At 47.0% G+C, this 22,432-nt stretch carries 14 protein-coding genes; 7 read left to right on the top strand and 7 right to left on the bottom strand.

Annotated features, from left to right (window positions below; translation table 11 throughout):
* Positions 1–450: 450 nt before the first annotated feature.
* A complete protein-coding gene (locus QUB51_RS13400; RefSeq protein WP_333053999.1) occupies positions 451–4,581 on the bottom strand; it encodes an EAL domain-containing protein in 4,131 nt (1,376 codons plus the stop codon).
* 463 nt (positions 4,582–5,044) lie between these two features.
* Between QUB51_RS13400 and acnB the strand changes: the two genes are divergently transcribed.
* The 4 genes from acnB (at position 5,045) to QUB51_RS13380 (ending at position 9,107) form a co-directional block, all read left to right on the top strand.
* Entirely contained in the window at positions 5,045–7,660 is a 2,616-nt protein-coding gene (acnB, locus tag QUB51_RS13395; RefSeq protein WP_333054001.1) for a bifunctional aconitate hydratase 2/2-methylisocitrate dehydratase, read from the top strand.
* 159 nt (positions 7,661–7,819) lie between these two features.
* Positions 7,820–8,176 (top strand): hypothetical protein, encoded by a 357-nt coding sequence (locus tag QUB51_RS13390; RefSeq protein WP_333261939.1) that lies wholly within the window; start codon positions 7,820–7,822, stop codon positions 8,174–8,176.
* Between the two features lie 9 nt (positions 8,177–8,185).
* Positions 8,186–8,641: a nucleic acid-binding protein gene (locus tag QUB51_RS13385; protein ID WP_333261942.1), complete on the top strand. Its 456-nt coding sequence runs from the start codon at positions 8,186–8,188 to the stop codon at positions 8,639–8,641.
* An 85-nt stretch (positions 8,642–8,726) separates the two neighbouring features.
* A complete protein-coding gene (locus QUB51_RS13380; RefSeq protein WP_445242800.1) occupies positions 8,727–9,107 on the top strand; it encodes a cupin domain-containing protein in 381 nt (126 codons plus the stop codon).
* Positions 9,108–9,303: 196 nt separating this feature from the next.
* On the opposite strand, the gene QUB51_RS13375 is transcribed toward QUB51_RS13380, so the two are convergent.
* The 4 genes from QUB51_RS13375 to QUB51_RS13360 all read right to left on the bottom strand — a co-directional run bounded on the left by QUB51_RS13375 (position 9,304) and on the right by QUB51_RS13360 (position 18,372).
* The gene (locus QUB51_RS13375) at positions 9,304–9,963 is read right to left on the bottom strand and encodes a pentapeptide repeat-containing protein (protein WP_333054004.1); all 660 of its coding nucleotides are present in this window, start codon (positions 9,961–9,963) and stop codon (positions 9,304–9,306) included.
* A 161-nt stretch (positions 9,964–10,124) separates the two neighbouring features.
* Positions 10,125–11,774: an ABC transporter substrate-binding protein gene (locus tag QUB51_RS13370; RefSeq protein WP_333054005.1), complete on the bottom strand. Its 1,650-nt coding sequence runs from the start codon at positions 11,772–11,774 to the stop codon at positions 10,125–10,127.
* 308 nt (positions 11,775–12,082) lie between these two features.
* The gene (locus QUB51_RS13365; RefSeq protein ID WP_333261946.1) at positions 12,083–16,921 is read right to left on the bottom strand and encodes a PAS domain S-box protein; all 4,839 of its coding nucleotides are present in this window, start codon (positions 16,919–16,921) and stop codon (positions 12,083–12,085) included.
* 239 nt (positions 16,922–17,160) lie between these two features.
* Positions 17,161–18,372 carry an RNA-guided endonuclease TnpB family protein gene (locus QUB51_RS13360; RefSeq protein ID WP_333054007.1) on the bottom strand — a complete coding sequence of 404 codons (1,212 nt, stop codon included), beginning with the start codon at positions 18,370–18,372 and terminating at the stop codon, positions 17,161–17,163.
* A 764-nt stretch (positions 18,373–19,136) separates the two neighbouring features.
* Here QUB51_RS13360 and QUB51_RS13355 point away from each other — a divergent pair.
* Genes QUB51_RS13355 through QUB51_RS13345 form a run of 3 tightly spaced genes read left to right on the top strand, consistent with a single transcriptional unit; the run spans position 19,137 to position 20,272 of the window.
* Positions 19,137–19,766, top strand: a complete 630-nt coding sequence (locus QUB51_RS13355) for a hypothetical protein (RefSeq protein WP_333054094.1) — start codon at positions 19,137–19,139, stop codon at positions 19,764–19,766.
* Complete coding sequence (locus tag QUB51_RS13350) at positions 19,687–19,854, top strand: transposase (protein ID WP_333054091.1); 168 nt, start codon at positions 19,687–19,689, stop codon at positions 19,852–19,854. Before QUB51_RS13355 ends, QUB51_RS13350 begins: the two co-directional genes overlap by 80 nt.
* A gap of 34 nt (positions 19,855–19,888) precedes the next feature.
* Positions 19,889–20,272, top strand: a complete 384-nt coding sequence (locus tag QUB51_RS13345; protein ID WP_333054008.1) for a transposase — start codon at positions 19,889–19,891, stop codon at positions 20,270–20,272.
* A 225-nt stretch (positions 20,273–20,497) separates the two neighbouring features.
* Here QUB51_RS13345 and QUB51_RS13340 read toward each other — a convergent pair whose 3' ends face one another.
* Both QUB51_RS13340 and QUB51_RS13335 read right to left on the bottom strand, forming a co-directional pair.
* Entirely contained in the window at positions 20,498–21,973 is a 1,476-nt protein-coding gene (locus QUB51_RS13340) for an adenylate/guanylate cyclase domain-containing protein (protein WP_333054009.1), read from the bottom strand.
* A 70-nt stretch (positions 21,974–22,043) separates the two neighbouring features.
* Complete coding sequence (locus QUB51_RS13335; RefSeq protein ID WP_333054010.1) at positions 22,044–22,388, bottom strand: slr1659 superfamily regulator; 345 nt, start codon at positions 22,386–22,388, stop codon at positions 22,044–22,046.
* Positions 22,389–22,432: the final 44 nt, after the last annotated feature.

The following is a 22,432-nucleotide window of genomic DNA, read 5'->3' as shown; positions in this document are numbered from 1 at the left end:
CGATTGATTATATTGCTTCTTCCTGCTTCCTTCTGCAATAAAATCCAGTCATATCAAATCCGGTAGCATCGGAATTATTCCTCTCTGTATTCTCTCCCTCTGCGTTCTCTGCGCCCTCTGCGGTTAAATCATTCCGATGCAACCGGAAACGATATCAATACTCAACAATCACGGACGGTACAACCGGAATTGAACTCATTTATCTGCGTGAATATCTGTTAATCTGCCCTCATCTGCGGTTAAAAAAAGAGAATGTATTAACCGCAGATGACAATGGATGGACGCGGATTCACGCAGATGAATAATTCCGATCCTAACAGATTTGATATCATCACCTAAAATCTAATTTTGATGCACCATTTATTCCCTGGTGCATCAGTTTTGAGATTAGGAGTTTGTAGCAAAAATGTCTTCACAGGGTGAGGCACTATTTACCAATCTGTAGCTCAATCAGTCCCTAATTTCTATATTACCGAGATTTATCAGGATTTCGGTCACGGCAGAACTGTCCAAAGGTTTAGAAAACCAATATCCCTGAGCTAATTCGCAGTCTAATTCTCGAAGCTGTGCTAACTGTTCGCCTGTCTCTACACCTTCGGCGATCGCATTCAATCCCAAATTGTGAGCCAAAGTTACGATCGCCCGCACAATCTGCAAAGGCTGACCCCCGTCGTCACCATTTTCGACAGCCCCCAAGCGGCTCACAAAAGATCGATCGATCTTCAGTGTATCCAGCGGAAAACGGTGCAAGTAACTTAAAGACGAATAGCCAGTACCGAAATCGTCTATCGACAATCGAATATTCCTACCTTTTAATTCGGCTAGCACAATATTGGCTTTTTTCACATTTTCCACGATCGCGCTTTCAGTAATCTCCAATTTTAAACAGCTCGGATCGCAGCCAGTTTCTGCTAAAATATCATCGATTTCCTCGATTAAATTCGGCATACCTAACTGTTTAGGAGAGAGATTGACGCTCATTGTTAATTGCGAAGGATCAATAATGGGTAATTTAAAATTCGCAATTGGTAGCTGGGAAGTTGTACTGAACGTAGCCGAAGAGTTGGTAATTGGGAATTGGGAATTGGTAATAGAGGAGTGGAAATCGGTAATCGGGAATTGGTAACTGGGAATTGGTAATTTTTTACCGATTCTTTCTTCCCTGTGACCAATACTGGGGCTACGCTCAGTAAAAGTTCCGTGTTCCTCATGCCCTGTATCTGTTACATCAGTTAAATCCCCTACATTGCCCGTTGCCCTCTCCTCTGTTGTTACCCTGAGCGAAGTCGAAGCGCCTTCTTCCTTCTGGTTACGCTGAGCGACTTGCTCTGAGTGCAGCCGAAGCGAGTCAAAGGGCCTTGTTCCGACTTCCATTGGACTTCTTCCCTGTTCCTCGGTTAACATTTCTTGCCAAATCCGCAATTGCTGACAAGCTTCCCGCAACACCCAGGCTCCCAGAGGCACGATCAAACCTGTTTCTTCAGCTACAGGGATAAAAGTAGACGGCGGAACTAGACCCCGAACTGGGTGGTGCCAGCGCACCAAGGCCTCAAAACCTTCGAGCGCACCGCTGGCGATCGAAACAATCGGTTGGTAGTGCACAATAAAGTGCGAACATTGATTCTTGCTCTCTCCTAATTCCTCCTTGCCCAAAATAGCCAACCGCAGGTCAGTTTCTAACTGCAACAGCGACATAGTTTGGTCGTGCATCGCCAAATTAAACACTTCGTGGCGGGCCTTACCCAAAGCTTTAGCGCGGTACATAGCGATGTCAGCATCGCGTAGGAATTCTTCCGGGTGAGTGTACGAATTTAATTCGCCACTGGGGGTGGCTTCGCCTCGACTGAAAACAATGCCAATGCTAGCGGTGGTAAATACTTCGTGCCCTTCGAGATGAAACGGCTTCGTCAGTTCTTTTTGTATCTTTTTAGCTGCGAGGGTGGCGTCGCTGAGGCTCTGAATGTGGTCTAGCAGGATCGTGAATTCGTCTCCCCCCAGTCTGGCGACGGTATCCGAAACCCGGACGCAGGTTTGCAGTCGCTGGGCGAGGGCGATTAGCAGTTTGTCTCCTAAAACGTGTCCTAAAGAATCATTAACGACTTTGAAGCGGTCTAAATCTAGGAAAAGTAAACCAAATTTGTAATCGGGGGACTGATTGGATCGGCGGATGGCTTGTCCTAGCCTGTCGATGAACAAAACCCGGTTGGGCAAACCCGTCAGCGCATCGTGAAAAGCGCCGTGCAGCAGTTCCCGTTCTACTCGCTTGCGCTCGGTGACATCTCGGATAATAATCTGGCCGGCCGTCGAGCCTTGATAAATAGCGGGGATACCGGCCATTTCAACGTCTATTATTTGTCCGTCGAGCCGCATTAGTTTTTGTTCGGCAAGGTCGAGTGGCTGATTTTCTGTCTCGACTAGCCGAATGCGCTCTGTGGCTATTTCCACATAGTTTGGATGGACGAAATGCAATATGGGAAAGCCAATCAGCGCTTCGGGAGAACTCGCACCGAGGAGTTTCGCGCCGGCAGCATTGATGTAGGCGATTTTCCCTTGACTGTGAACGGCGATCGCTTCGGGAGATAGTTCTACTAAACGGCGATAGCGTTCTTCACTTTCTTTGAGAGATACTATCAACTCGCATCGCTCTTTTTCAGCTTGCTGGCGTTCGATTTCCATTTGGTGAACCGCCAGAATTTTCCCAATACTTTGAGCCATCAATTCTATAATTTCTATTTCCTCGTACTTGAACTTTCTTTTTTTTATTTCTGGCGAACTAAAACTTAACGTGCCGTAAGTTTTATTGTTGACAAATATCGGCGTTCCGATGTAAGATTCCGACTTGCAGCTTAGATAAGCTGGATGTTCGCGCATCTCTCTGTCTGCTCCTATATGAGAATACGCAACTGTTTTGTTGAGCTTAATTACTGCGGCGCAGTAAGTATCGCTGAGGTTCAATTCTAAGCCTCGCACGAAGTATCCTAAATCAGTTTTCGCTGCCTGGACAATAAAAGTTTCGCTGTCAACTTCAGCCATGATGCCCATAGAAAGTCCAAACATCAAACAGCCGGCTGTTAGATAATCGTCAACCAGTTCTTCAAAGTTTTGATAATGATAAGTTGTAATCCGGTGCAAGTGTTTGAGATTAGCGCTAAAAGCTGCTAAAGCTTGAGATTTTAAAAATAACTCTTCTTCCGAACGCTGGCGGTCGGTAATGTCTGTTTGTACTCCAATAAAGTGGGTTAAGTGTCGCCGCGAGTTGTAAACCGGAGCGATCGACAATTCGTGCCAAAAAGGCGTGCCGTCTTTCCGAAAGTTGCGTAATATAACTTGAGCTTCTCTGCCTTCTTCAATCGCAATTCGCAATTCTTTGGCAGCGGGGCTGTCAGTGTCTGTGCCTTGCAAAAATCGGCAATTTTTGCCCATTAACTCGTCTCTGCTATAACCCGTAATCCGCTCAAAACTGGGATTGACATAAATAATCGGATTATCTGCAACGGTTGCGTCGGTGATTGCAATGCCGTTGCTGCAACTTTCGATCGCCCGTTCCATCATTTGTAAGCGCTCTTGCGATATAATCCGCTCGATCGCCGCAGCTAACACGTTGGCGATCGCTTCTACAAAATAAACGTCATCTTGACTGAAAACCCGCCCTTGGCTGGTATGAACCCCCAAAATGCCCCAGGCCTGCGAGGATGAACTGTCCGCTGGTTCTACTTGTCCCCAGTTCCTCCCCAGTCCCCGATTGCCGGGAATGATCACAGTAACGCCGCTGACAGCCCGGTGGTTGTGCAGTAGCGGCAACTCGCTAAAGCGCGTTTCCACCCGCAAATCTTCGACGATCGTCGGTTCGCCCACTAGCAATGTGTAACCTGCTTGGGATCGAGCAGAAGCGGCAACAGTAGCGCTGCCGACGAGGCCCGGCTGCCAGCCAACCCCCGCTCGCAGCATAAAAGCATGACCAGAGGGCAACAGTTCTAACACCTGGCAATAATCAACGTCCAGGGTTTGAGCAATTAAAACCGCAGCTTTGTCCATCAGTGCGGACAAATCAGTTTCGGCCAGGGCCTGCTGCCCCAAGTAAGCGACGGCCGCTTGCTGGCGGGCTCGCGAGTGGATTGACGTGAGCAATTCCTGCTCCTTGGCGGCCGCTCGCTTCCGATCCGTAATGTCGGTGAACACCGACAGAACAGCTTTCCCCGACACCAATGTCAGATACCGCATCGATACACTTGCCCAAAACAGCGTGCCGTCAGCTTTTTTAAACCGGATTTCTGTCTCGCGGACGTGTCCGTTGCGGGCGAGCCGCAACAGCAATTCCTGGCGCTCTGCTGGTTTGTGGTAGAGCGTTTCGGCTTTTTGGCGGTCGATCGACTTAAATCCTGTGAACCCGAAAGCCTGACGACATAAATCGTTACTATAAATAATTGTGCCGTCCCCCAGACTGCTCACGATCAGGGGTATTGGCATCGAGTTGGCGATCGTCAGCAGTAATTCTTTGGCTCCTTGCAGCTCTTTGTACAAGTCTGGCTTGGAGGCCCAGCCGTGACAGTCTTCAGACTTTTCAGGGATAAAACTTTCCATTGTTTAATCGATCCATTAGCAGGACAACTTTTTTAAACTTGTGGTCAATCAATACTGCGGACTGTTTTTAATTAGCATTCGTAGAATAAAAGTTTCAAGGCGATTCGCCAATGGAGCTACCAACGGAAAATCAAGGGTTTCACACTACGAACTACAAACAGTCCAGACTATTGGTAAATGACGATTTCAGATGCAGAGGAGGATCTACAGTAGCCCACAACACATTAATCTTAACCAGAACTATGCAACTGAAGGCCCTAAACTGCTCGACTGAAGTTTGATACGCTGCTCTCTCGTTAAAGACCACATCTGTCTTTGGTATGAAAATCTACTGTTTTTAAAGTTGCGTTAAGTTTTGATGTATGGCGAGGTACTTTACCCAATGTGCAGCGGAAGCTCCTAATCTAAAAAGTAAAGCCACCTACTTGCCAACCACCGAATACTATCCGAGGAGAGAGGAGAAATGCTTGAATCTTACCGCCGTACCGCGGCCGAACGTGCCCATGAGGGAATTCCACCGCTGCCGCTAGACGCCCAGCAAACGTCGGAACTGTGCGAACTGCTGAAAAATCCGCCGGCAGGAGAAGAAGAAACCTTAATAGAATTATTGCGCGATCGCGTCCCCCCAGGCGTAGACAGCGCCGCCTACGTCAAAGCTGGTTTTTTAACTGGCATTGCTAAAGGCGAAATCCACAGCCCCCTAATTGCTCCCAAATGGGCAGTTTACCTGCTGGGGACAATGATGGGCGGTTACAACGTCCAATCTTTAATCGATTTGCTCAACCCCACTGCCGAAATCGCCATTCCCGCCACCGCCGCCCGGGCACTGAGCAAAACGTTGTTAGTATTCGACGCTTTCCACGACGTTATAGCTTTGTCTGATACAAATCCCTACGCCAAGCAGGTAGTCGATTCTTGGGCGGATGCCGAATGGTTTACAGGCCGTCCTGTATTGCCAGAAGCGATTACCGTTACAGTCTTCAAAGTTCCTGGAGAAACCAATACTGACGACTTGTCGCCTGCACCTCATGCTACCACGCGGCCGGACATTCCCCTACACGCTTTGGCGATGCTCGAAAGTAAGATGCCTGGGGCTTTGCAAACCATTGCAGAATTGAAGCAAAAAGGTCATCCCGTAGCCTATGTTGGTGATGTTGTCGGTACTGGTTCGTCGCGGAAATCGGCGATTAATTCCGTGCTCTGGCACATTGGCAATGATATTCCGTTTGTGCCCAACAAGCGCAGTGGCGGTTATATTTTAGGAGGTGCGATCGCCCCGATCTTCTTCAATACCGCTGAAGATTCCGGCGCATTGCCGATCGAATGTGATGTCTCCCAAATGGAAACAGGAATGGTAATTACCATCCATCCATACAAAGGCGAAATCACCAACGAAGCCGGAGAAATTATCTCCACATTCACCCTCAAACCTGACACAATTCTAGACGAAGTTCGCGCCGGCGGCCGAATTCCCCTATTAATTGGACGAACTTTAACCGACAAAACTCGCGCAGCTTTAGGACTAGAACCGAGCACTATTTTTACCCGTCCTACAATCCCAGTGGATACGGGAAAAGGCTTTACTTTAGCACAAAAAATGGTAGGCAAAGCTTGCGGTTTGTCCGGCGTTCGCCCCGGTACATCTTGCGAACCAGTCATGACAACAGTCGGCTCGCAAGATACCACAGGGCCAATGACTCGCGACGAATTGAAAGAACTTGCTTGTTTGGGATTTAGCGCCGATTTGGTTATTCAAAGTTTCTGCCACACCGCCGCTTATCCAAAACCAGTTGATGTCAAAACTCACCATGAATTGCCCGATTTCATGGCAGAGCGCGCCGGCATAGCTTTGCGCCCCGGAGACGGCATTATTCACTCTTGGCTGAACCGGATGTTATTGCCAGATACAGTGGGAACCGGCGGCGATTCTCACACTCGTTTTCCTTTGGGAATTTCCTTTCCTGCGGGTTCGGGATTGGTGGCATTTGCTGCGGCATTGGGCGTCATGCCTTTGGATATGCCGGAATCAGTTTTAGTGCGGTTTAAAGGTGAATTGCAGCCGGGAGTAACGCTGCGGGATGTTGTGAATGCCATTCCCTATGTAGCAATTCAAAAAGGTTTGCTAACCGTCGCGAAACAGAACAAGAAAAACATCTTTTCTGGGCGGATTATGGAGATTGAAGGTTTGCCCGATTTGAAGGTTGAGCAGGCTTTTGAATTGACCGATGCGACTGCAGAGCGTTCTTGCGCTGGATGCACCATTAAATTGAGCGTGGAGACTGTTTCTGAGTACATTCGTTCCAATGTCGCGCTGCTGAAAAACATGGTGGCGCGGGGCTATCAAGATGCGCGGACGATGATGCGCCGGGTGGCTAAGATGGAGGCATGGCTGGCAAATCCGGTGCTGATGGAGGCGGATGCTGATGCGGAATACGTTGAAATCATCGAAATCGATCTGAACGAGATTAAAGAGCCAATTGTGGCTGCTCCCAATGACCCGGATAATGTTAAGTTGTTGAGTGAGGTTGCGGGCGATCGGGTTGACGAAGTATTTGTCGGTTCCTGCATGACAAATATCGGTCACTACCGCGCCACAGCGAAGGTGTTGGAAGGTGCAGGGGAAGTGAAAACTCGCCTGTGGATTTGCCCGCCAACTCGCATGGACGAACAGCAACTCAAAGAAGAAGGTTATTACAGCATTTTTGGAGCCGCTGGAGCGCGTACAGAAATGCCCGGATGCAGTCTTTGTATGGGCAATCAAGCGCGGGTTAAAGATGCGACAACGGTTTTTTCAACTTCTACTCGTAACTTTAACAACCGCATGGGCAAAGATGCACAAGTTTATCTCGGTTCGGCGGAATTGGCGGCCGTTTGTTCGCTGTTAGGTCGCATTCCTACAGTCCAAGAATACAATGACATTGTGTCAAAGAGAATCGATCCTTTTGCTGGTGATTTGTATCGCTATTTGAATTTCGATCAAATTGCTGGTTTTGAGGATGAAGGACGAGTGATTGCTTTGGAAGATATGCCTCGCATTGAGGATATTTTGGGGATTCCCGATGGTGTGCTGAGCAAGTAAAAAGTGGGGCGGGCAAATGCCCGCCCTTTGTTTATAATATGAGTAGGGGTTCACCCCTGCATCTCTAATTCACATCCAGGATATTGATCGACCCGCCCCGCTCCCCTTTTCGTAAGTCGATCGAACTTGATATAAATCTGAGAAAGGAGAAAAGTGATTATGCCTGAGCAAGTTTTAATCAGCGAAAGCCAACCGACAGCAACTTCAGCGCCAGAAACTCGCATAGGCGAAGAAATTGTAGATTTTTTGCGGGAGATTCAGCAAACTCCGAGAGAATATTGGCCAAACTTACTTCAGATGATTCGGCTATTTCGCTCCACAGTAACAATGAAGCCAGGAACCCCCGATACTTCGATAAAAGCTACAGACGAAATTAAGACCATCGATCCCGTACAGCAGCACGAAGCTCTGAGCAAATTGCTACAGTCTTGGGTTGACGATGGAGATGAACAGGAGCAAACAGAAACCGCTGAAGTTCTCCGCAAGGCACTAGAAGAAAACTCCGTGCATATATAAGAGCATTCCATGAGCAGAATAGTGTTGTTAGATTCGGGGCCGTTAGGAATTGTTACCAATCCCAAAGCCACCTCTCCTTTATATCAAGAGGGCAAACTTTGGCTGCAATCTTTGCCACAGAAAGGTTACATTGTAATGCTCCCTGAAATTGCTGACTACGAAGTGCGACGCGAATTAATTCGCGCAGGTAAATTAGCAGGTATTCAACGGCTTGATGAACTTAAATCGCAACTTCCCTACCGTCCTTTGACTACAGAAGTAATGCTTCTAGCAGCTCAGTTGTGGGCTGACGCGAGAATGAGAGGAAGACCAACTGCAGAAGCCAGTGCACTTGACGGGGATGTGATTTTGGCTGCTCAAGCAATATTGGAGGCAAGTGAAGGCAATGATGTGGTAATTGCTACAACAAATGTGGGGCATTTGTCGCAATTTGTTGATGCTCGCGAGTGGCGGCTAATTGAGTAATGTTTAAATCGATCGCACTTACCCTATCCCTGCTATACTTTCAACTACAGATATTTTTACAGACACCGTTAGCGAGATAAACAGCATGGTGGAAACAGTGGAGACAAGCGAAAAAATTGACGATCGCACACAAACCCGCTACTGGGGTCAAGTTACAGTCATAGACGCGGGCGATCGTTATAAGATCAATCGCATTGAAGTCAAGCCGGGGCATCACATCAGCACCCAAATGCACTATCACCGCAGCGAGCACTGGGTTGTCGTCTCCGGTACCGCTAAAGTTATCTGCGACGACAAAGAGACGATTCTCATGCAGAAACAGTCAACCTACGTTCCCATGAATACTGCTCACCGCGTAGAAAATCCAGGAGTTATTCCCTTGGTGATGATTGAAATCCAAAATGGTGAATACCTCGGCGATGATGACATTATCCGCTTCGCCCAAGATGCTCACGAGGCAGATTGATCCTAGATCCAAATATGAAGCAATCGCAGACGCCAAGAAAAAGCTTCGCACACCGAACAATCATCTACGCTACGCAGCGACGGGAAACAAGATAAATCCTACAATTAAAAATTTAGGGGCAATTTCAGAATTGCCCCTACCTTATTATATTAAGCTTGTTAAGCACCAGAATTTGATATAGCAAGTGGCGATCGTCCTAGGGCAAAGAAGCGTTTTTCAAATCTACATTTGCCATATTGGCATTCTTTAAATTGGCACCTGTCAAGTCCGAACCGTTCAAATTTGCACCGTTCAAATTTGCATTGGTCAAATTTGCATCCCGCAAGTTGACTCCCTGTACGTCGATTCCCGACAAACTGCCACCTCTGAGGCTGACATTCGCTAAATTGGCTACAGACTGGCGAGCATTTCTCAGATTTGCACCCGCCAAATTGGCGCTTTCTAAATTAGCACCGATTAAATTAGCGCTGGTGAGGTTGGTATTTTTCAAACTCGCAATCACTAAACCCGCCAAACTCAGATTAGCGCGGCTCAAATCAGCACCCTCCAAATTAGCCCCGTGCATTTTAGCAGCAATTAAACTCGCACCTTGCAATTTAGCTTGTTTCAGATTTGCTTCGTTCAGTTTGGCTTCGTTCAAATTTGCACCGTTCAAATTTGCACCGCTCAGATTCGCACCGCTCAAATCTGCCCCGCTCAGATTGATACCAGCAAGCTGCGCTCCTGTCAAGTCACATTGGCTACATTTTTTAGTTTCTAATAATTGCTTGACGTGGGATACGTTTTCTGCCTTTACTCCCGATGCCAAACCGATCGCAATTAGCACCCCTGTTGTTGTTAAAATCCCAAATTTCATATACCACCCTCAGCAATATCTCTCTGTTAATAATATCGCACATTATTAAAGAGGGTTGGGTGATCGGTCTCTTTGATAAACTGTGACAATCATCACCCTGTTGTGCACAAAATATGCAATAATTATTGACGTTTCAACTCCCCCAAAATTATTGTAAATAATTATTGCTTTTTCAGGAACCAAAAAGGAAAAGATTGCGTCGGTTCGAGACGGACTCCGGTGATGCTGTTCTGAGCAAAGGTATAGTCCTTATCCTGCCAAAGAGGGATGAAAGGTACATCTTGACCTAGTATGTCTTGAATTTCCGCAAACAGAGCTTTGCGGGTTTCAGGATTTGCTTCTTTTCGTTGCTTGTCGATCAGTTCATTGACCCGATCGTTATAATAGAACGAACCCTGACCTTGGCTAGCACCCTTTTCACAGCCCCCAGCCGCCGAACCCGTCGCACAATCTAAAAACGGCTGAATGTAATTATCGGCATCGAAAAAGTCGGCGTACCAATCCACTAAAACCGCAGGATAAATTCCCTTCTCTATGTTTTGAAACAAAGTCGGAGATTCAACGCTGTTAATTTCTACCTGCATTATCCCGTCCATTTTGAGTTTAGTTTGCGCCTCGATCAGACTCGCGACTAAAGCTCGTTTTGTGGAAGCTGAAGGATACCAAAGTTGCAGAACAAAAGGATTGGTGGCTGAGTATCCAGCTTTCGTTAAAAGTTCCTTAGCCTTTGTCGTGTTGGCATCTCCGTACAGTTCTTTAAAAACCGGTTTTTGAACGTCGAAGGTTGTAGGGATCAGACTGTAAAGCGGTTGTGCTTGTCCGCGCAGTACGCGCTCATTAATCAGGGGGCGATCCATCGCTGCTGCGATCGCCTGTCTCACTTCTAACTTATCCAACGGTTTAGACTTAGTATTCAGCGTCATGTAACTAACCGTACTGCTTTCCCCCGCAATTTCCTGCCATTTCCCTTGTTTTGCTCCCTCGCCCAAGCTTTGAACTTGGTCTGCATCCAGAGACAAATAAGCCACATCAACTGCACCAGTCCGAAAACTATTGAACAAATTTGACGAACTAGAAAGCAGCAAAAGGTCAATTCCTTGATTAACTGGTTTTTCGCCCCAATACTTGTCAAACACATCAAACTTGAGAGAATCGCTGCCGTAAGTTGCCAACTTGTAGCGTCCCGTTCCCACAAACGTATCGGGTTTAAATTTACCCTCCCCAATCTCGTAAGCTTTTGGAGAAACTGCACAACTACCAGCGAATGTCAAGAGAGAAGGAAAAGCAGCAAAAGGCTTTTTGAGTTGAAAAGTTAATTCGTATTCGCCCGTCGCTTTCACAGATTCTACGGCATCGCTCAACAAGAAAGCCGGACGACCGCCATTTTTGATAAACCGCTGCAAGGAGAACTCCATTGCTGCGGCATTAAACGGTGTGTCATCGTGAAAAATAACTCCTTGACGCAAGGGGATGGTATATGTCAATCCGTCTTGGCTAACTTTTGGCATTGCTGTGGCTAAATGGGGGATTAACTCAGTAGTCCCCGACTTGTAAGTATAGAGAGTGTCGCCCAAATTTTGCAGCAGTTGCCCTGAGATAATTTCGTAAGCGTCCGCAGGGTCGATCGTCCGCAATTTCAAGGTTGTGCCAATAGTAACGCGGTTATTAGCATTTTCGCCGGTCGCAGTGACCGATGGACGTGTTCTTTGTCCACAACTTGCAGTTAACAAGCAGCACAGAAAGAACAGAGCTATCGCTTTAATCACTGAAGGTTTTATATGTATTCTAGGCTGCTGCTTGTTAATTCCCATCGTCTTTTTTTGACACTCCAAATTATTGATTATATTATCAGGACTTACGCACTATTAGACTAGAAACCGGATTTATTGATAGATTCTCCTGTAATATCACGTCCGAGCGATTGACCATAATATCCCGGCCGGGCGGGTTTTTGAGATTGTCAATTATTGGCAGATATGGTTGTTGAACCCGCCCCTACCTCATTTCGGGCGAAGCGAAGCGGAGGGAATCGACCGGACAGAAGATAATACAAATATCGCTCCCTAACCACAGCAACTTAAAAGCTTGGTAATGTTCGATCGGTTGGAACTCCTTCGCATCAATCCTTAGAGCTTGCTGGGCCATCAGTGTTCTTGCTAAGAAGTGCGACGATCGTCTTAATTAATTCATCCGGTTCGATCGGCTTTGCCAGATGTCGGTGAAATCCAGCTTGCAAAGCTTGCTGTTGATTAAACTCACCCGCATAAGCAGTCAGGGCGATCGCGGGAATCAGCCCACCCCGTTCTGGCGGCAGAGCTCGCACTTGTCGCAACAGCATATAGCCATCCATTCCCGGCATACCAATGTCGCTCAACAGGACATCTGGCTGGAAATTAGTCAACGCTGTGAGGACTTCTTGAGGGACAGCAAGAGTCAGTACCTCTGCACCTGCATCTTCTAGCAAAAACGAAATCAACTCTCGCATATCCGGCTCATCATCAACCACAACTATCCGCATCCCCGATAACGGTTCATCCGCAGTCGATCGTTCCGAAAGTCTTGCAAGAGAGTTTTCTTGTCTTACCTTCGGTGATAGGGGCAGTCTTACGGTAAAGGTAGCTCCTAACCCTTCACCGGCGCTATCTGCCCCAACCGTGCCACCGTGCAGTTCGACTAAATGCCGCACGATCGCCAGCCCCAATCCCAAGCCACCAAACTTGCGGGTTGTAGCGCCATCTTTTTGGCGGAAGTAGTCAAACACGTAGGGTAAAAACTCCGGTGCAATGCCAACCCCTGTATCCGCCACCGTAATTTGAGCGCGATCGCCCACACGAGTTAAGCGCACCTCAACGCGCCCCCCGGCCGAGGTGAATTTGACCGCATTGGAAACAAGATTCCAGACTATTTGCTGCAAACGGCCCGAATCTCCCAAAATTTGTCCGATCTGAGGATCTAACACAGTCCGAATGTCAATGGATTTGGCAACAGCAGCCAAATTGACAGTTTCGATCGCCGATTCCACAGTTAAAGCTAAATCAACTGGACGAATATTCAGACTGAGCTTACCTTGGAGAATTTTCGAGACATCAAGCAAATCTTCAATCAATTCAGTTTGCAGCTTGGCATTCCGTTCGATCGTCGCTAACGCCTGGGCGGTTTTCGCCGCATCCAGCTTGCCAGTTTGCAGCAGCTTTGACCAGCCCAAAATAGGATTGAGGGGCGATCGCAATTCATGGGATAGTACCGCTAAAAACTCATCCTTGATCCGATTTGCCTGTCTTAGCTGTTCCGCTTGCTGCTGCAGTGAATCGTTCAGATTTGCCCGTTCCAGAGCGATCGCGATTTGGTCACAGATAGATCCCAGCAGCTCGATTTCAGCAGGCGTGAAGTGCGTCCGAGTCAGACTGGCAAAGGAGAGCGTTCCTAATAACCGTCCTTGAGCGATTAACGGTTGACCCACGTAAGCCGTGATGCCCAGTTCATAGAGGGCTTTACCATTCGGATGAGTGGAAAGTTCGGCTTGATTCAAGACAAGTTGCTGCTGGGTTTGGGCAACCAATCCACAGAGATATTGCCCTACTTCGATCCAGGCGATCGCCTGCGCCCTTTCTTCAGAGATGCCATCATAGTTTCTCAAATGCAGCATCGGGCGGTTGTCTTTTTCTTCCACCATGAAGTTGTAGTAACAATCCAGATCGAGTAGCACTGCCAGTTTGCGGAATAGCGTGTCCATCAAAGCCAGAGGCTGTTCTGTCTTCATCAGATCGCGGGTAGTTTCATACAGCAATTGCAGGCGCTCACTTGCTTGCCGTTGTGCAGTCTTGTCCTGCATGATTTTGACAAATCCCTGCGGACAATCCGCTTCATTAAGCAGGGGCATCATCAATCCACTGGCCCAAAAGTGATTCCCATCTTTGCGGACGTGCCAGCGTTCGTCTTCGACCCGTCCTTGCAGTAGAGCCATTTGCCTCTGGTACTCGGCTTGTCCTTGTTCGTTATCTGCTGGTGTGAAAATCATCCGACTGGAGCAACCAATTGCTTCTGTCTCGGTATAGCCCAACAACCTTTCTGCCCCTGAGTTCCAACTGGCAATGATGCCGTTAAGGTCGAGGGTGAAGATGGCATAATCTTTGGCGCTTTCAAAGATCAGACGGAGGCGGGATTCATTCTCGCGCAGGGCTTCCTCAGCTTGTTTGTGGTCTTCAATATCAACACAGGAGCCGATGTAGCCCAAGAACTCACCTTCCAATCCGTAGCGAGGAACAGCTTCATCCATAATCCAACGGTATATGCCATCACAGCGTTTCAAGCGATAGTCCATCTTGAACGGTTGACGGGCATCAAAGGCAGTCACATAGGTGTCTAAACACCGCTCAAAGTCGTCGGGGTGGACTCCTTCTGTCCAACCATTGCCCCTTTCTTGCTCGATCGTCCGTCCCGTAAAGTTTAGCCACGGGACGTTGAAGTAATAACAGAGTTTATCTGTGCCCGACATCCAAATCAGCACAGGGGCGGCATCTGCCATCAGTCGGAACCTTGCCTCACTCTCCCGTAGTGTGGCTTCGGCTTGTTTGCGATCGGTGATATCGTTGACGAATGCTACAAACCCTTCAATTTTTCCCTGGCTATTGAAGCGGGGAACATAGGTGGCATTGATATAACGGGTTCCACCATCTTTGTAGGGAATTTGGCTTTCAAAGGTCACTTCCTGTCCTGCCAAGACTTGCTCAACATAACGACGAATCCCTTCATAGCCAGTTTCGCCTAAAACCTCTTGAAGGTGCTTGCCATAGATTTGCGCTGCCGAATGTCCAAACCATTCTTCATATGCTCGATTGTTGAAGCGATAACGCTGGTCTGAGTCTACAAAGGAAATCAAGGCAGGCACGGCATTGGTGACTAAACGAAGTTCTGCTTCTCGTTGTTGCAATACCTCCTCGGCCAGTTTTCGATCGGTGACATTTCGGAAATAAATGGTAATCCCGTTGGCTGCAGGGTAGGTGCGAACGTCATACCACCGATCGTGATCGGGATAAAAAGCCGTGACTGACAAAGCCACGCGCTCGTTTGCCACGCGCCGATAAACCTGCTCAAACTCGCTGCCATTAAGTCCGGGGAATTCTTCCCACACATTTTTCCCAATCAGATCGCTGGCAGTCCGGTCTAGCAGAATTTCCGCTGACCGATTCACATAAGTGAAACACCAATTCTCATCAAGGGAAAAGAATCCATCATCAATACTCTCTAGAATGTTGCGACTCTGCTCTTCGCTTTGACGCAAAGCTTCTTCTGCTTGTTTACGATCGCTGATGTCGATTAATACGCCCCGCGTCGAAATTATCATGCCCTCAGCGTTATAGGCGCAATCGCCCTTTGCCAAAATCCAACGAACGGTGCCATCTGCCCACAGCGTCCGATACTCAATTTCAGTATGCGGTTGATTCGCTTTGAGCTCATTGAGTACGGTGTGAACGAATGGACGATCGTCGTGATGCACCGCTTCTAAAAACACCTTCATGGAAATTCCCCGATCCACGGGTAAACCAAACATCCCTTTGGCTATGTCCGTCAAACTCAGGGTGTCAGTTTCCCTATCCCAATACCACAAACCCAAATTGCCGCCTTCGGAAGCCAGTCTGAGCTGTTCTTCGCTCTCGCGCAACGCCTGGAACGATCGATCGCGCTCGAAGACGATGCTGGCAACTTGGGTGCCGAACTCCGCGAGTTTATGTTCCCAATCCGTCGGCATCCGCGCCTCGCTAAAGCAAAGCATCAGCGACCCCATAGGTAGATTGTCCTGCCTGAACACGGGCTGAGAATGACACGCTAGAATGCCATGAGCCACGCATAAATTTCGCCATGCTTGCGACCAGCGATCGTCCTTGGCAATGTCGGCGCAGGTCACGGGCTGACCGCTATACACTGCTTCGCCGCACGTTCCAATGCACAAATCGTTAATCGGAGCATCTTGGAGTCCTTCAGCAAAAGACGGTGGAAAGTCTGGAGTAATCGATCTGTTAAAAGTCAGCCCCTGAGCATCGGCTAGCAGGAAGCCCGCGCGGGTACCCGGATTCAGCCTGGATACTGAGTCACACACGGCTGCCAGACAGTCGTCTAGTGGCTGCCCGAAGGCGATCGACTCCAGCAGTCGTTTCTGCTCGATTAGGAGGAGTTCCGCCTGTTTGCGATCGGTAATGTCAGCAAGCAAAACGGTCAGTCCACTGGGCGAAGGGTAAATTCGATGGTCATGCCAACCTTTCAAAGGTGAGTACAGATAATCAAACTGGAGTGGCGTTTGTTCCCGCATTGCCCGATGAAACTGCACGTAAGCATCGGTGTCAACGGCTGCGGGAAATAGCTCCCAAACGTTCTCACCCAGAATCGCTGACTGCGGCATTCCAATCATTTCACAGTAGCGATCGTTGGCATAGGTGTAGCGCCAATCGCGATCGAGGATGTAAAACCCATCGTTGATGCTAGAAAGTACCGTTTCTAGCTGTTCTTTTGTCTCCCTCGCCGCAGCTTGTGCGACTTGGCCCCGAACCTGGGCTTTTTGTTCTAGGAACCTTGCCTCCTGTAAATTTTGCAAGGCTGCTTTCGCATTTTTTAGAGCATTGCGCCACGATAAACTGAGTGAAGCGCTCAATCCTGCGGCGATCGAAAACATACCCAGCCGAACAATTGTCTCTACATTAACTATCTTTAAGGAATAGAACGGCTCAATAAAAAAATAGTTGATTGCCAGCGTGGATAAAATTGTTGCCAGAAACCCAGCCCCGAAACTGCCATACCACGCACTCACCATCACCGCGATGAAAAACAGGGGCGTCGTGGTTGGGTAGAGCCACGGTAAAAGCGATCGGGTTAGCGCCAGTGCCAAAGCCACGGAGAGGGTGGCCACACCATAGGGAAGTAGTCGAATATCTCTGAAAATGCTGTTGATTTCCTCTACACTCACCCTTTGTACTCCTTATCCGAAAAATATCTTGCTCGCAGCGCCTTACTGCATTCGCCAAGCGTTGCATCTGAGGAATTACCTAACTCATCCAGCAATATCTAAATTTGCTTGAGTGCCAAGCGAGAAGGCTTAGCCTGTCCATTTTCCCAACGATTAATCGTGGGAAAGGTCATCCGTTCTGAAAAACTTACCCATAGCTACCCAAATCTTGACATAGCTGAACATGAGTGCTTGTGGTGTTAACTTCCTGTTTCACAGTAGCGACAACATGACTGCTGTCGGGTTTGTCTACTCCGCAGGCTGACGGGAGTGGAACTCACCGCCAATTCTGAACGTTCTGGAATAAATATTCCTTCAAACCAACGTTCTATATTTTTCGACGCATTCAAGTCACGGTCTTGAATATTTCCACAACTGGGACATTCAAAGGCTCGGACTCTTAATGGCATTTTATGCCGATGATTACAGCAATTTGAACAGATTTGACTGCTAGGAAAGAATCGATCTATGAGCGTCAATTTTGAGTTAAACTTTTCGGTTTTATATTCAAGTTGACGCTTGAATTCGTACATGGCGCAGTCGGCGATTGCACCAGCTAACTTGTGGTTCTTCAAAAATGCCTTAACATTCAAATCTTCAATCTTCACTTCACCGTGGTTTTTGGCGAGGTAAGTTGTTAGCTTATGAATAGCATCTTTTCGGATGTTTGACACTTTTAGGTGCAGCTTGGCTAGTTTAGCGATTGCCTTTTTGCGGTTGTTAGACCCTTTGACTCGCGCACAGACACGCCGTTGCAGACGTTTCATTTTACGGTTCATCCGACGATAGGCTTTAGGGTTGGCAAAGACTTCGCCGTTAGAACAAACAGCTAGCTGCTTGATGCCGATATCAACTCCGACAGTAGGACGGTCACGTAGAGTTGCGGGTTGCTCAATTTCGTATTTAAAAGCAATGAACCATCTGTCAGCTTTTCGACTGATTACGCAGTTGTGAACTGCCGTAATTGGTAATGGTTCGTGCAGCCTAACCCAGCCAATCTTAGGTAACTTGACACGCTTGCCGTCGTTATTAATTCCTGGCTTTGCTTTGGTTCCTTGTTCTAGGTAGAAGGAGTCCCCCGATACACCTTTCTTTTTGAATCTAGGTTGTTTAGATACCTTTTTGAAGCATCTATCCCAAGCTGTTCTCAATTCAGTTAGAGCCTGTTGTGGGCTGGCTTTGGAAGATTCGTAATACCAGGGATGCTCATGTTTGACTTCTGCCACTAAACGCTTGTGTAGATCAATTGCAGAAGGGATCTTAATAGTTTTATCCGTCTTCCTGAGTGTCAATGTTTCAAGGATGATTGAATTTGCCCAGTTGTAAGCGTGTCTTGCTACTCCGCAATGCTGCCGAAATCTAGTCACCTGTTTGTTATTAGGTTTTAATTCCGTCTTGAAACTAAGTAACATTTGCTTTTACCTCATTTCTGCCTTACTCTTATTGTATGCGGAATTAATACGGAACAAGAAAATGCCTAGAAAAAAGATTTACAGCGAGCCTAAGCGTAAGGTCAACCTCAGCCTAACCGAGACTGCTACTAAGTGGCTAGAGGAAAAATGAGTTCAGCGGGAGCATCTCACCTTTGCAGCCCAGCTATAAATTGGAGTTTTGAGGCAGGAGGCAGGAGGCAGGAGGCAGAAGGAAAGAGGAAGAAGGAAGGAGCCAGAAGAAGTATTTTTACAAATATGAGATGCTCCCAGTTCAGCTTACCGCAAGCAGTCTTAGTGACGTTATCGAGAGACTTGCTTTCTTAGTTACCCAACAATTCCATCAATGGGTAACTTTGTCCAAGAATCACGTTACAGCTTTAAACCCTAATTCATCCGCCAACTTTTTCTGAGACAGCTTCAGCCCTTGCCACCGTTCTGGCACCAAATTACCGATCGCTGGTTTTGCCGCCCTCAGCCGTTCTATTTTGAGAAGCCTCAGAAGTAACAGGTATAAAGCTATTTATATTTTACCAAAGAACTGGGTCTAAAGCCCCGTCCTTCGCTTGACGGCTTTTCCTCTTTAAGTGTATCAATCCAGTCCTCTACAAGCTGGGTCATTTTTTTTTCTTTCTGTTTGGCAATTCTCCGTAACTTTTTTAACCGACTCACGGCAATGCGAATACTTAATCTTTCTTTAATCATTTTGCTACCCAATCGCTACCCGTTATGAGATCATGGTTAGCATGAAAACATTGAAGTTTAAGCTATATCAAAGCAAGCGAAATAGACATCTCAAGCGAAGTATCAATGCTGCCGGGGTGATCTACAACCATTGCATTGCACTCCATAAACGGTACTACCGGATGTGGGGCAAGCATTTGAATTGCAGCAAGCTTCAAAGTCATATTGCTAAAATCAGAAAGCGTAAAGCGTTCTGGCAGCAGGTTGGATCTCAGGCTGTACAGGATATCTGCCAGCGAATCGAGAAAGCCTACCAACTGTTTTTTAAGCATCACCAGAAAGGAGTTAGACCTCCCGGTTTCAAGAAAGTTCGCAAATACAAATCGTTCACTCTCAAGCAAGCTGGCTATAAATTTTTAGGTGGTAATCTAATTAAAATTGGGAATCGCGTTTATCAGTATTGGAATTCCAGAGAGATAGCGGGGAAGGTCAAAACCTTAACCATTAAGCGCACTCCATTGGGAGAGTTATTCATGGTTGTGGTCGTTGACAGCGTTGAACAACCTGAAACCAAAGTCGAGACGAGTAGAATCGCTGGCGCAAGATTTCGGCTTGAAAACGTTTCTCACCTGCTCAGATGGAACGAAAATCGAATCACCACAATTCCTGAAACAATCCCTCGGCGCTATTAAGAAAGCGAATCGTCAACATTCCAAAAAACGGAAAGGCTCAGCTAACCGGGAAAGAGCAAGACTCAATCTAGTTCGCAAGCACTCCTGACGTAGTAAATCGTCGCTCTGATTGGTTCTGGAAATTGGCTCACGAATTAACTGATAAGTTTGACGTGCTGTGTTTTGAAACGTTGAATCTAAAAGGAATGCAACGGCTTTGGGGACGTAAAATCTCAGACCTTGCATTTGGCGATTTCCTCCAAATTCTCAAATGGGTTGCCAAAAAGAAAGGAAAACAATTAGTTTTTATCGACCGCTGGTATCCATCTAGTAAAACTTGTTCCCACTGTGGACACGTTCTGAAAGAATTGGATTTATCAGTTCGTGAATGGCGATGTCCGTCCTGCCAGAAGGTGAACAGCAGAGACGAGAACGCTGCAATAAATAACTTGCTTGTTTTCCTTGGTGGGGCGTCAACCGTTAAGTTAGGCGATGTTAGACAGGCTGTGCCTGCAATTGCTGTTTGAGCTTAGAATCCCCTCGCCTTGATAGCTGGGGAGTATGTCAAACCTTTGACAGATTCCAGAGGTCAGTCATCACTCTTAAGATATATATCAATCCTTACAGGAGTCGTAAATTTTTTATCCCACCCCAACCCTCCCCGAACCTGCGGGGAGAAAGTAAGAAATTCACAAGTGATGCGAGAATTGCTATATGGAGTCAATCTAAAATCTAAAATCGAGTAAGCTGCTTTAAATTCCTTTGAGGAGCGATCGCCAATCCCGACAGCGTTTCAGGTAAATGCGAGCTACATGATCGCTGGGATTTGTTCGCAAACACTCTTCAAATAATTTTCCTGCTTCTCGGAATTCTTTCCGCTCGCACAGTAACATAGCTTCATTATATACAGACAAATTTGCTAGCTTTGCCGACAAACTTTCGGGCGGATCTGCATCAAATACCTCATAGACTACGACATATTGAGATTTTCCTTTTACCTGTACTTTATCCACAATTCTAATTGCATAATCGGTGGGATTTCGCAACCGTTCCAAAGTCTGCTGAGAAATTAACAGAGGTACGCCGTAATCTTTGGTCAATCCTTCAATGCGAGATGCTAAATTAACAGCATCGCTAATCACAGTGCTGTCCATCCGGCTTTTACCCCCGACTGTCCCCAGCATCAAAGAACCCGAATTGATGCCAATGCCAATTTGAATCGGGACGTAGCCGACGCCTTGACGGTATTCGTTGTAAGTTTTGAGGATATTTAGCATTGCAATACCCGCTTTCACTGCATCATCTGCAAAGTCACTAAACAAAGCCATAATTGCATCGCCGATGTATTTGTCAATAAACCCGTTATTGCTAGTAATCGCAGGCTCCATCCGCGAAAGGTAAGCATTGATAAATTTAAAATTTTCTTGGGGAGTCATAGTTTCTGAAAGCGTCGTGAAGTCGCGAATATCCGCAAATAGCACCGACATTTCCTGCTGCACTTGGTCGCCTAAATGGACATCTATAATACTTTCATATCCCAACAAATTTAGAAATTGGTGTGGCACAAATCTACCGTAGGCATCAGTTAAGTCTGATTCGACATCCAGGGATTTTTCTAAATTTTGGTTAACGTCAAATAGTTCCTTAATAAATAAATGGCGCTGGGATTCAGCTTCTTTGCGTTCCGTGACATCTTGAAAAACTGCGATCGCAAAAGCAACTTTGCCACCATCGTCAAAAATTGGCCTTCCCCAAATTTCTAGGGGAACTTTCTTGTCGGTTCGATGAATTTCCAGATCGTCAGCAGTCGCGTTTTCGCCCCTTAAAGCTCGGACGAGCGGCAAATTCTCGAAAGGATAAATTGTCTCCGTTCCCGCGATATAAATTTGATAACTTTCTGACAAATCCTCAACAGAATTTAAGGGCAAAACTCCTTGACCGAGTAACTGCTGTCCGGCGTGATTTACGTAGTAAGGTTTGCCTTGAGAATCGAGCACTACCACGCCTACCGGAATCGCTTCGAGAAATTGAGCCAGCTTGATTTCGCCTTCGCGCACCGCCTCGAATGCGCGAGAGCGTAACTCAGTTTCAACCGTATCGGAATGTTCAGCAGTAGTTTCCAGCAAGATTTCCAGATCCGCTTTTTCCTCCTTCAAGTCTTCCACTTGCTGGCGCAATCTTTCTATCTCTAAAAGTAGCTGTTCTCTAGATGGTTGTTCTTCCAGCATAACTCGAGAATTTGCGCCTCGACTAACAAAAAATTACTTAACATTTCGCACCCTAAAAGTAATCGTGTTTTTATAGAAAATCCAACTGCAAACCAGGCATCAGGCGCTGGAAATTCCTCAAAGATTTACCATGCCAAGCTATGCTTTGAGAGCCTTGTACCGCCATTTGCACCCTGGCTGTTTTGCGGATCTCGATAATAAACTTCGATAGCATATTGATGCCAGAACTGTTCAAAAATTCTAACTGCTGCAAATTGAGGGTAATTTTCGTCGGTTCCAAGTCGGCAACCTGGGCCAGCAACTGCCCTATCGGCGCGTACTCAGCAGGCCCGCTCAGCCTTAGAGATCCAATAAAACTCACGGTTGCCGTTGCTGGATCGTAACAGATCTGGTAATCTTCTGTATTAATTTCCATAGCCACAAAAAAAAGTCCCTTAGATATTATCGATCGCCAGCGTT

This window comes from Microcoleus sp. AT8-A3, from assembly GCF_036705675.1.
Taxonomy (GTDB): Bacteria; Cyanobacteriota; Cyanobacteriia; order Cyanobacteriales; family Microcoleaceae; genus Microcoleus.
This window is presented reverse-complemented; position numbering and strand designations above follow the sequence as displayed.

Bases quoted from the DNA above. Each gene is read 5' to 3' on its own strand.
- QUB51_RS13400 (WP_333053999.1), bottom strand. From the start codon at position 4,581: ATGGAAAGTTTTATCCCTGAAAAGTCTGAAGACTGTCACGGCTGGGCC.
- acnB (WP_333054001.1), top strand. From the start codon at position 5,045: ATGCTTGAATCTTACCGCCGTACCGCGGCCGAACGTGCCCATGAGGGA.
- QUB51_RS13390 (WP_333261939.1), top strand. From the start codon at position 7,820: ATGCCTGAGCAAGTTTTAATCAGCGAAAGCCAACCGACAGCAACTTCA.
- QUB51_RS13385 (WP_333261942.1), top strand. From the start codon at position 8,186: ATGAGCAGAATAGTGTTGTTAGATTCGGGGCCGTTAGGAATTGTTACC.
- QUB51_RS13380 (WP_445242800.1), top strand. From the start codon at position 8,727: ATGGTGGAAACAGTGGAGACAAGCGAAAAAATTGACGATCGCACACAA.
- QUB51_RS13375 (WP_333054004.1), bottom strand. From the start codon at position 9,963: ATGAAATTTGGGATTTTAACAACAACAGGGGTGCTAATTGCGATCGGT.
- QUB51_RS13370 (WP_333054005.1), bottom strand. From the start codon at position 11,774: ATGGGAATTAACAAGCAGCAGCCTAGAATACATATAAAACCTTCAGTG.
- QUB51_RS13360 (WP_333054007.1), bottom strand. From the start codon at position 18,372: ATGTTACTTAGTTTCAAGACGGAATTAAAACCTAATAACAAACAGGTG.
- QUB51_RS13355 (WP_333054094.1), top strand. From the start codon at position 19,137: ATGAAAACATTGAAGTTTAAGCTATATCAAAGCAAGCGAAATAGACAT.
- QUB51_RS13340 (WP_333054009.1), bottom strand. From the start codon at position 21,973: ATGCTGGAAGAACAACCATCTAGAGAACAGCTACTTTTAGAGATAGAA.
- QUB51_RS13335 (WP_333054010.1), bottom strand. From the start codon at position 22,388: ATGGAAATTAATACAGAAGATTACCAGATCTGTTACGATCCAGCAACG.